Source organism: Fibrobacter intestinalis (assembly GCF_900167415.1).
In the GTDB taxonomy this organism is placed as follows: domain Bacteria; phylum Fibrobacterota; class Fibrobacteria; order Fibrobacterales; family Fibrobacteraceae; genus Hallerella; species Hallerella intestinalis.
This window is the reverse complement of sequence record NZ_FUWU01000076.1, coordinates 1-10881: the sequence shown is the minus strand read 5'-3', so window position 1 is coordinate 10881 and position 10881 is coordinate 1. Positions and strand designations below refer to the sequence as shown.

The following is a 10881-nucleotide window of genomic DNA, read 5'->3' as shown; positions in this document are numbered from 1 at the left end:
TTTTGCAAGAGGGCTGGCATCGAGCCTATCAACGGCCACCTGAAAAGCGACCACCGTATGGGCAGAAATTTCTACAAGGGAATCTTTGGCGACATGCTCAATGCAAAGCTTGCTGCGGCGGCGTTCAACTTCAAGAGGGCCATGAGGCGCTTTTTTGCCCTGTTGGAATGGCTATACTGTTTTTGCCTTCTGTGGAACGGAATGAACAAAAAATGCGAACGTCCTTATCTTGCGTTCGCAAAGTGACTTTTTAAGGGCTGACTAAATAGTATTAGGCTGACGGCTTGCGAAATGGACAGCCCGCAGGAAAGAAGCCCGCGGACGGAATCGCCCCGGAAAAATTCCAGGATAAAGCGGATTAGCGAATAGAGAAAAAGGTAGATGAAAAACGGGTTGGCGTTCTTTGCTGCGGAGTTCGCCATGCGGCTTTGCTGGTATTTCGATGTAAAAAAATAGATGAATGCGGAAATGGCGAAAAGCAATGTGGCTTCGACCAGCTGAATGGGAAAATAAGAAATGTCTTCTGGCCTCCCAAACGCTACATTTTCAGAAGGAATCGCAAGGAATCCGCTGTAAGGTTTCCCGTAGCAGCAACCGGCAAGATAGCACCCGATACGCCCGAATGCATGGCAAAACGGAATCAGTACTGCATAAATTTTGATATAATCCGCATTCCGCTGGCGGGATATTTTGATCCCGATTAAATAACCAAGTGCACCACCCAAAAGTCCGCCGTAGAAGACGAAGCCTCCGGGCGCGCTAAAAGAAGAAAGGAACACCTGAAAAGAAAAGGGAAAGGAGACGAGGATAAAATCGATTTTTGCCCCTAAAAAGCCTGTGCCAAAAATGCAGGCAGAAATCAGGATGAAGAAATCAAAGTCGATGCCGTTCCAACGCGGATCGAATTTTACCCAGAGGGATGCCAAAATGATGCCGAAAACAATGCACATCCCATAAGAAGGAATGTTTAAGCCGAGAATGGGAAGGAAGGGATGCATGAACGATCAATTTTTGGAAGATGGGGAATAAAAAAAACAGTTAAGGTTCTTAACTGGTTAAAGGAATAAGAAAGGCGTCTACAAAATGGATCCCAAAGCACTTGCAGCAGCTCCTGCCGTTCCTGCTGTGGTGGCGGCGCATATAACACAGTATCCCCATGTGATTCCGCAAATAGCGGTTGCGATGATTCCCATAACAAGACCTGCGGTGGCGACACCTGTAGATTTGTTTTGGTTTTCTAGCGATTTCTTCCCGAGGACGGCAAAAATAATTGCTAGAATGCCCAAAATTAAACCAAGCCATCCATAGACGAGGCTAAAAGCTAAAATGAGGGCTAGGATGCTGAGGACAAGGGAGGCTACAGCCATGTTTTTTCTCCTAATGAGTATTGTTTTTGGAAATGGAAAGTTCTTTTTTGGCGTTGAACCAATACCGCGCAAAAAACGCAGCGAAGGTCAGAATCAGAGCAGAGATAAAGATTTTCTTCATATATGGGACTCCTTCTGTTAAAAGCGGAGTTCATTTTTTAAGCCTTCGACGGCTTTGACGCCTTTTTTGACTAAAACTTTAGAACAGGCGTTTAGGTCGCCATCTCGACATCTTTCTTCATCCGATTTGCAGGCGATGAAAAAGCCGGAGATGAATAGGGCAAGAAGGAGGATGGGAATTTTTTTCATTGGAACCTCTTTGTTCAGTTATTTTATGTAATGTAACAAAAAAAAAAGATTGTCAAGAGTTAATCTTAATTTTTTGAGAGGATGATTTTGCGGGGGATTGGAGTGTCGAATTTTGCGTTAGCGACCGCAGCCCGGATGGGTTCGGACAAATTTCATGAAATTTGGCTGAACGGACGGCGGATGGGCGGGACGTTTTTGCTTTTTCCCGCCGATAACGCCAGGGAGCGGCGGCAAAGGGCGAAGCATTTTGCCGCAACGCCCGAAAAAATGGCAAAGAGGGGCGGCCTTTCTTCAATCCGGAAGGTTTTGCAATTATTTACAGAGCGCATAGGCGAATAAATTTATTTTTGGTGCGAGTGTTTGAAAAGGAGTGTTTATGGGCAGGATGCGTTTGCATCGCTTATTTTGCGTTGCCTTGCTGTGCCTGATTTCGGCGTCGCAGGCGGCTTTGACGATTCATATTCAATTTCCGTGGCGAAATGATGCGGCGAAAGCGTCGTATCAGTTGCATATTTTGGGCGGGACGACGAGTTATAATCCCGACTTTGGAACGACATCGGTGACGAAAATGGCCTCTGAAGGCGATGGCTGGTTTGTTTATACATGGGACAAGTCCATTGGCGATTTTCAGGATTGGCAGAGCTTTGATGTGAAGGCGTGTCCGGATTCTTCGGATTGGAATTACAATAACAACAATTGCGTCCCGTGGAAGGATGCCGGGGGTAATGCGTACGCATTCAAGATGTCTTCGACTTTCGGGAGCGATGCGGAGATCTGGCTTTGGACGGATGCGGACGGCGGCTACACGAAAAGTTTTATTGCGCCCGGTTCTAAAATCGTCTGGTTCAAAAGCCCTTGGGGCAATAAGGCGCTTCCTCGGATGATTTTTGGTGCGGATTCCGTGATGATGCGCTTTGCCGTGGATGATGCGAGTCAGTGCGGATGGTTTTATGGGGCGATTACGCCGGCGATGTTGAAGTCGAACGTTTTGAAAACGGCGTATTTTGAACGGATGCATGCTTCTTATTTGACGGCTCCTGCAGAGGGGACTTTGGATTTGTCGCAGGCGCTTTCGGCAAATGACACGGTTTATGTGGATGGAACGCTGGGCGATTTGACGGTTTCCGCTCAAATGGGTTCGCTGGGCGAATGTTTTGATTCGACGAGAGTGCTTCACGTTTATCATCCGTGGCGGACGAATACCAGTTTCCGCGACAAGCCGCTCTTTATTTCGGTGGGCAACAACATTTTGAACAATCCGACGGCGATGGATTCGACGGGCGAGTATCCGTATTGGTGGCATTACGAATTCCCGACTTCGGTGACTTCAAAAGCGGAGTGGGTTTCTTCCGGGGCGACGGTGAATTTGTATCGGCTGCAAAACGAATGGCCGCAGGTCGTGTATTTTAAGGATTTCGAGAAACCGGCGATTTCGCAGTTTTTCCCGACGGGTGTTTACGAAGCGTGGCTTTTTACTTCGACAAGCGTGAACGGGCAATTGGACATTTCCTTTGCGCCGCTGGAACGGAAAATTGTGCGGGTGATGAGTCCGTGGGACAACATGACGCCGTCCCTTCTTGTCGGTAGCGATACGGTGAAAATGGGTCCTTTCTCGAAGGATACCTGCGGCTGGTACCAAGCTTCTTATTACAAGCACGTGACGGATTGGAGCGTGCTCTTCAAGCAGACTTTTGGTTTTGAACGCTATACGGCGAATGGGCTTAAAGAAGGCGATCCGATTTCGCTGGATTCGGTATTTGCCGTTTCCGATATGGCGTGGGTTTTGCCTTATCCGACGAGCGCTAGCAAGCCGCAGATTTATTCCGAGTTTCCGGGACGCTTGGGAATTTGCCCGACGATGAAAATTTCGGCGATGCTTATCGACTGGGCGGGGGAATCGCATCCGAATGACGTTGATGTGGATTTCGGCGGGATTTACGACGGCAACGCTTATACGTCGGTGACCTATATGGATTCGACGGGAACCCTCGTAACGAACCAGAAATGCCAGGGGCACGTCCGCGGGATGGTGCGGGACACGCTGGTGGACGGTCTGCCTGCCCGGATGGATTCCTTGCTTTATCCGTGGGGACAGTGTGCGGCGGCGCATGAAATTGAAAGGTGGTTTGTTCCCGAAACGCTGGCGACGGATGCGGCGGGAAACAAATATACGAATGCGACTTGCCGGGACATCGATTTGGCTTTGGATGAAGAAGGCTTTTGGCTTGCGGACATTACGGAAGCGGGCAGCTGCAACGACCCGGTGAATCCGGGATTCTATCCGCTGGACGATTTTGAATACTTGGATTCGGCGAAGACGGTGAAGAATCCGAAATTCGATTGGGACGTGCAAGGTTGCAAACACAATTACAGCTTTTCGATGAAAATTTCGGCGCAGTTCCAATATGTGAAGGGGCAGTATTTTGAATTCCGCGGCGACGACGATGTGTGGGTGTTCATCAACAATCGGCTGGTGGTCGATATCGGCGGTTGTCACAGCCCTGTCGAAGGCGCAGTCGATTTGGATTCGCTGGGATTGATTGAAGGCGAAACCTATCCTTTCCGCATTTTCTTCTCGGAGCGCAATGCGACCGGTTCCAACTTTAAAATGCGCACTTCCATCAATCTGGAAACGGAAAAAACCTACTATCCTGTTGAAATCCCGACCAAGGACGGCACGATTTCATACGAAATCTGGCAGATGCTTGTCGATAAATCGTTGAGCTGCGATGTATCCAGCGTAGCGAAAGTGGATACGATTCCTGCACCGTCGTTGTTCATTTTAATGGGACAGGGATTGCCCGATGACGGAGACACGCTGGTTCCCGGTTTGAATTACGGCGGCATTCTGGTTTCGGAAACGATGGCGGGATTCTCCATCGATACGGCGGCGATTGTGCGATCCAGGACGTTGCCTCCGGGTTCTTACACGCTATTCTTCTTTTTGGAATCGGATCTGTCTCAGGCTTCTTCGATTCATTTCTCGGTGCCGGAGTATCCGTTGCCGACGCTGGTCTTTGCCGATTCGCTGTGGAATGAAATCAGCCCGGATTCCGTTCGCTTGGGACAGTATGCGTTTATTCCCTACCCAGTCCGCGTGATGGCTTATTACATGGGCGCTCTTTGCGATAGCGGTTGTGACGGAACTCTGGCTTTTTTGACTCCGGATTCTTTGGTGCTTTCCGATGAAGCGGGCGGCTTTGTGGATTCCGTGAAAATTGTCGGCGGACGCGCTTTGCTGTATGTGATGGGGACGGCTGCGGTCGTGGACGGTAGCTTTCAGCTTTTGGGACCCGCCTATGAAAACATTTTGACGTGGTCGAACATCCAGCTGGAAAAACCGCCCGTCCCTGTTCCGAATGGCGGCTATATGCGCGACCGCAATGGAGACGGTATCGCTGACAGTCTTGTGCTTTCTTACGGAGAGCCGATTGTGGATGACAATGTGCCCGATTCGGTTGCGTGGCTGTTTGGGGATTCGACATGGCACGGCAATGATCGCGCTAGCGTGGAAAAGCATCGTTACCGGGATTCGCTTCTGGTTTTTGAAAAGGATTCTCTGCTGTCGTTCCTCTTTACGGGAAACACTTCTAAATCGGTTTATGCGGGAAGCTATTCTAGCCTTTTCCGCAAGGCGGTGACGGACACTTTGACAGGAGCCACGGACACGTTGGACTTCCGGGTCTCTGGAAAGATTCACGACCGGATTGGACCTGTGATAACCAATGCGATAGTGACCCCGAAAAGCGAAAACATTTACCAGCTGGCGATTGTTTTTAGCGAAGCGGTGGATTCGAACAGCTTCGAGTTGGATTCGATCTTTGAATTCAAAGCGTGGAGAAACGGCTTGGAAAGTTCGCAGAATATTTTCCCGGTTTCCGGCTCGCGGAAAACCGCCCGCTATGAAGTTTTCTATTCAAATAAAAACGGGACGCTTCCTTCCGTGGGGGACAGCATTCGCTTCGCTCCGGGGGTAATAAAAGACTTGTCGAATAATGCGGCGGCGGAAAATAACCGCTGGGTTCGCATCGTCGGCGAACAATACATCGATATTATTTCGGCGAAGCTTTTTGAAGCCGACCCGGAACAGCTTGCGGAGTATGAAAAGGCGGAGACGATCATTCCGCGCAAAGTCGCTTTGGGTTCCGCTTATGAACGTGTGGAAAAAGAAGTCGGGCTGCCCGGATTCCTGATTCGTTATGACTTGGGCGAACTGGCGGCATCGACAGGAACAAGCCCCGAAAGCCTCTACGTCAAATACGACGCGACATTCTACACGAATTTGGGAGTGTATGTGAATGCGGCAAAGGGAAAACTTCTTTGCACGGACGAAATTTTTGGCGGCGACTGCACGCAAAATCCGGGTTACATCTATTTGGCTTGGAATATGCGCAGCAATAAAGGACGCTTGGTTTCTACGGGAGCCTACATCACCAAGCTCGATTTGAAAATCGGCGTTCTGGGTGGCGATGCGCAAAAGAAAGAAGTGACGCGCAGCTGGGGCATTCGTCGAAAGACCGAAAAATAAAGAAACTCTATACAATTCTCCGCAAAATGCCCGCAATGAAAATTTTTTCAAAGCGGGTGTTTTCTTTTTCGCAAGGGGAATTCAGTTATTAGTTTTCAGTTCCAACTCTCAACCGGTCCCTGCCCTTCGGCAGGCGGTTCCTGAGTTTTGGTTTGTGAGCTTGTCGAACTAATCGAAGCACACGAACCACTAACTTGCGCGAATCGATTACGAGCAAATCTTGTGTATAAGTTCCCCAAATAAAGAAGCTCTTAATCGCCGGTCATTTTCTATATTTGCGTCGGCTTTTTACAAACGGAAAGCCTGAACAATCCCCCGGGGAGCTGGTGCAACCGGCTGAGAGGAAAATGTGATTTTCGACCCGCGAACTTGAACTGGGTAATGCCAGCGAAAAAGGAGTTATAATGGAAGACACCAAGTCTTATCTGCAAGCATTTGCCAAATTGAATACAGCGATGCGAGAAAAATGTCCCCTCGTTCACAACATCACCAATTATGTGACGGTGAACGACGTGGCGAATGCGACACTTGCCATTGGAGCTTCGCCGATCATGGCGGATGCGATAGAAGAAGCGGCAAATATCGCGTCCATTTCTTCGGCGTTGGTGATAAACATTGGCACGTTGAATGCCCGAACGGTTGAGTCGATGATTGCCGCGGGGCGTGCGGCGAACGAAAAGAATATTCCGATTGTTTTTGACCCGGTCGGTGCGGGAGCTTCGGCTTTTCGCAACAAGACGACGGAACGTCTTTTGCAGGAATTGAAAATTTCCATTTTGCGCGGGAACCTTTCGGAAATTTCTTTTGTCGCTGGCGTTTCGGCTTCGACGAAGGGAGTCGATGTTTCGGAAGGCGACTCGGCAAATGATGCTCAGGCGATTTGCCAAAAAGTAGCGAAAGAAAGAAATTGCTCTGTCGTGGTTACCGGCAAGACGGATTTTGTGAGTGACGGACTCCGCTTGGCAAAAGTCGATAACGGTGTCGCTCTGCTTTCCAAGGTGACAGGCTCGGGCTGCATGACTTCGGCGATTACGGGCGCATACGCAGGTGCTTCGGATGATATGTTCGTCGCGGCGTTGGCGGGAGTTTCTTCCATGGGAATTGCCGGAGAAATCGCTTTTGAAAGATCAGCGGACAAAGGAACGGGAAGCTTTCGAGTTTCTTTAATCGACGCCCTTTCCCAGCTTCAAGCGGAAACGATTTTAAAGCGGGCAAAAATCCGTTAGGCTCACTTTTAAAACGGTTTTAAGTCATAGAGGATACTTCTCTTTGGCTTCTTCCAAGCGTAAAGAAGTTTCTTCCCACTGGGCGAACAATTCTTCGCCCTTTACTTTTTCTGCATTGAGAGCTGTAGCCAGCTTGGCGATTTGTGCGCCGTCCGCTTTTTCGGAAGCGGCAAGCAGATCGGCTTCGATTTTTTTTGCCGATTCTTCGGACTTTTGGATGTCCGCTTCGAGTCTTTGAATTTCTTTTTCCAGTGGGCGGATAATCTTTGCCCGCTCTTCGATATAGGCGGCTCGGGCCTGTCGGCTTTCCTTGCTTTTGGGAGTAGGGATATCCGCCTTTGCAGATCCCCCGTTGCTTTTTTCTACGGAAACTTTGGAAACGTTTTCGCCCCGCTCTTCTTGCCAGCCGATTTTATCCAGGAAACTGGCGTAATTGCCTTCAAAAACAAAACTGCGCCCGCCGTCAAATACAATGAGCTTATTCGCAAAGGCGTGAAGGAGTTCTTCGTCGTGCGAAACGACAATCGCCGTTCCCTGATAATCTTCCAACGCGTCGATCAGGCTTTCGATGCTTTCCATGTCCAAGTGGTTCGTCGGTTCGTCCAGCAAAAGCAGGTTGCAGGGCGTCGCGAGGATTTTTCCCAAAAGGACACGGCTGCGTTCTCCGCCGGAAAGGACGTTGATTTTTTTGAGCGCGGCGTCCCCGCTGAACATCATCAGGCCGGCAAGGCTGCGGGCTTTCCCCCGTTCGGCGCTGGTGATGGCTGACTGCAATTCCTCTTCGACGGTTTTCGTCAAGTCCAAGCGGTTGATATTCGTCTGCCCGAAATAGTTCAGCTGCACGTTCGGATTCCAGACGACTTCGCCGCTGACGGGTTTGAGTTCGTTGGCAATCAAATTCAAAAGGGTCGTTTTTCCGCGACCGTTCGGCCCGATAATCGCAATGCGATCGCCCTTGAAAATTTCCGCGGACAAATTCTGGATGAGGTCGGGACCGCCGTCAAAGTGAAAACGCAAATCCTTGATTTGCATCATGCGCTTGCCGGGAAAACCCGCTTCGTTGAACGAAAATTCCAGATTGCGTTCGTGCTCCGGGCGGGTTATCGTTCCCAGTTTTTCTACCGCTTTGATTTTTGACTGCACCATTGCCGCTTTGCTCGCCTTAAAACGGAATCGCTCGATAACGCGCTCCAGCTGCTCGCGCTTGTGCGCTTCGTTTTCCTGCGTGCGTTGCGCCATTTCTTCTTCAATCGCTACGGTCTCTTTGAATTTGGCTACAGTTCCTTGGATTTTGCGGAATTTCTTGCGGTAAATGCCGACGACGTGTGTGCAGACGCTGTCCATAAAATTGCGGTCGTGCGTAATCAGCAGCACTTCGCCTTTCCATCCGCGCAGAAAACGCGTGAGCCAGCGTGTCGAAATAATGTCCAGGTAGTTTGTCGGTTCGTCGAGCAAAAGCATGTTCGGTTCGCTCGCTAGAACTTTAGCGAGGTTCAGCCGAATCTGGAAACCGCCGGAAAGAAGCATCGGATCTTTTTGCAAGGATTCCGCATCGAATCCCAAACCGAACAAAATCGATTCCACCTGGTGCGTGTCCATCCATCCGTCTTCGTTTTTTTGCAGAACGGAACAGGCTTCTTCGTGTACGGTTTTGTGCGAAAACGCGATATGCTGTTTCAAGTAGCCGAGGGTATAATTCTTGGGAATGTCGATTTTTCCGCCGTCCAAGGATTCTTCGCCGAGAATCATTTTGAACAAAGTCGATTTGCCGCTGCCGTTGCGCCCGACAATGCCAACGCGTTCCCGCGGCCCGACCAAAAAGCTCGCGTCCTTAAAAAGTTCTTGAATCCCGAAAGATTTGGTAATATTTTGAATTTGAATCACGTGGGCAAAGATAGAAAATTGCGTTGGAATGTTAAATTTGGAAAGGTTCGTAATATGAAAACGTTGTTGCTTGCTTTTTTGTTTGTGCCGCTCTTTGCGCAGGAAAGTCGTTGGGATTACGTCTCTTTAGATGGATTTAAAACGTCTGATAGAATTGTTGTCGCACCGATGAGGGATGCCGAAAGCGGTGGCGTACTGGAAATAGACATTTCTCAAATCACGAAGAACACAAACCTTGAAGGTGGTGCGTTGACGGGAAATTTTGTATATGGCGCAATCAAGGATTCCAGAATGCTCAATACGGATTTGGGAGCTATTGCGGACTATTATGAATGGACCGAACGAACCGTGGAAGGACATTTGGGCGGAACAAAAATGAGCGACGACAGAAATTTGCTTATGGGTCGGTGCTGGGCAATTGCCGTGTACAATTTATATGCCTATTTTTACGGGACACTATGGACGGGTAAATCGAATGCGATAACGCAGGACGAGATTGTTTTTTGGGGGAAGGTTTTCCAAAAAGGAAGCGAGCCAAATGCACCGGAGAAAGATTCCATAAACAATATATTTGAAAAAGGGACGGCTTCCGGCGTGGGCGACGATGTGGTAAGATTTTTCGTCGATTTTATTTTTGACGACAACAATGCAAAACTTCAAACCGACGTGTCGTTTGAATATTATCGGGAACAATTGCGTAAAGGGAAACCGATTCCCATATCTTTTGTCAAGTGGGATGGCGGACATTTTGCTTTAGTAGTCGGCCTTGCGACGGATGCACAAGGGGGCACGCTTATCCGTGTGGCCAATGTGGATAATTTTGGAAACGTCATCTATGCCCCGATAAATACGATTGCGGCCACGGCAATTTCCTACGAAATTCCCACGAAATTCAAAACGACGGAGCAGCTCTATCCTGTAAATAAGGATTCGGACGGCGATGGAGTTGTTGATTTTGACGAGGCGTATCGTTTTCATACGGATGTCCACGATTGGGATTCCGATGACGATGGTATTTCGGATTTTAATGAAATCTATTCTTATACGATACGGAACCCAATAGACGCGAATGAGGGAAGGCGTTTTCAAATGGCCGACATCGTGGATGCGGACGGCGACTTGCTTCGCCCGGAAAAGGATGCCGATTCCGACAACGATGGCGTTAAAGATGGCGATGAAGATAAAAATGGAAACGGAATTTACGAACCGAATCTTGGAGAGTCGGATCCGTATTCGAAAAAAATAAATGCGGTCGAAGATGTTCCGGGAGACTTTACATTTTATGCGCGCAGATATTTTGCATTGAACGACGGTTCCATTTGCTTTTTGGGCTTGCGCGGCTGCCGGGTTGCTTCTGAGGGGAATTTAAACGGCTCGGCGGTAAATATCGGAGCGCGTTCCACATTGGAATCCGTGCATGCGAAAAACGGAAAAGTCTGGTTGAGAGATGCCGCTAATGTTCAGTTCGTATATATGTAGTCAGCCCTTAAAAAGTCACTTTGCGAACGCAAGATAAGGACGTTCGCATTTTTTGTTCATTCCGTTCCACAGAAGGCAAAAACAGTAT

8 protein-coding genes, 1 pseudogene and 1 riboswitch are annotated in these 10881 nt (G+C 49.0%); of the genes and pseudogenes, 5 read left to right on the top strand and 4 right to left on the bottom strand.

Annotated features, from left to right (window positions below; translation table 11 throughout):
• A pseudogene (locus B5D40_RS16190) lies at positions 1-246 on the top strand (hypothetical protein); the annotation flags it as partial.
• Here B5D40_RS16190 and B5D40_RS13925 read toward each other — a convergent pair.
• The 3 genes from B5D40_RS13925 to B5D40_RS15760 form a co-directional block, all read right to left on the bottom strand.
• The gene (locus tag B5D40_RS13925; RefSeq protein WP_078777403.1) at positions 225-998 is read right to left on the bottom strand and encodes a prolipoprotein diacylglyceryl transferase; all 774 of its coding nucleotides are present in this window, start codon (positions 996-998) and stop codon (positions 225-227) included. The pseudogene B5D40_RS16190 and the gene B5D40_RS13925 overlap by 22 nt on opposite strands.
• A gap of 78 nt (positions 999-1076) precedes the next feature.
• A complete protein-coding gene (locus tag B5D40_RS13920) occupies positions 1077-1367 on the bottom strand; it encodes a hypothetical protein (protein WP_078777402.1) in 291 nt (96 codons plus the stop codon).
• Between the two features lie 138 nt (positions 1368-1505).
• Positions 1506-1676 carry a hypothetical protein gene (locus B5D40_RS15760; protein ID WP_158222173.1) on the bottom strand — a complete coding sequence of 57 codons (171 nt, stop codon included), beginning with the start codon at positions 1674-1676 and terminating at the stop codon, positions 1506-1508.
• A gap of 81 nt (positions 1677-1757) precedes the next feature.
• Here B5D40_RS15760 and B5D40_RS13915 point away from each other — a divergent pair, with 81 nt between their 5' ends.
• The 3 genes from B5D40_RS13915 to thiM all read left to right on the top strand — a co-directional run bounded on the left by B5D40_RS13915 (position 1758) and on the right by thiM (position 7430).
• On the top strand, positions 1758-2015 hold the full coding sequence (locus B5D40_RS13915) for a hypothetical protein (RefSeq protein ID WP_078777401.1): 258 nt from the start codon (positions 1758-1760) through the stop codon (positions 2013-2015).
• Positions 2016-2052: 37 nt separating this feature from the next.
• Positions 2053-6204 carry a fibro-slime domain-containing protein gene (locus B5D40_RS13910; protein ID WP_233134314.1) on the top strand — a complete coding sequence of 1384 codons (4152 nt, stop codon included), beginning with the start codon at positions 2053-2055 and terminating at the stop codon, positions 6202-6204.
• A 306-nt stretch (positions 6205-6510) separates the two neighbouring features.
• A riboswitch (TPP riboswitch) is annotated at positions 6511-6616 on the top strand.
• Positions 6609-7430 carry a hydroxyethylthiazole kinase gene (gene thiM, locus B5D40_RS13905; protein WP_078777400.1) on the top strand — a complete coding sequence of 274 codons (822 nt, stop codon included), beginning with the start codon at positions 6609-6611 and terminating at the stop codon, positions 7428-7430. (Overlaps the previous riboswitch by 8 nt.)
• Positions 7431-7454: 24 nt before the next feature.
• Here thiM and B5D40_RS13900 read toward each other — a convergent pair whose 3' ends face one another.
• A complete protein-coding gene (locus tag B5D40_RS13900; RefSeq protein ID WP_078777399.1) occupies positions 7455-9314 on the bottom strand; it encodes an ABC-F family ATP-binding cassette domain-containing protein in 1860 nt (619 codons plus the stop codon).
• Positions 9315-9368: 54 nt separating this feature from the next.
• Here B5D40_RS13900 and B5D40_RS13895 point away from each other — a divergent pair, with 54 nt between their 5' ends.
• The gene (locus tag B5D40_RS13895; protein ID WP_143394488.1) at positions 9369-10793 is read left to right on the top strand and encodes a hypothetical protein; all 1425 of its coding nucleotides are present in this window, start codon (positions 9369-9371) and stop codon (positions 10791-10793) included.
• Positions 10794-10881 lie beyond the last annotated feature (88 nt).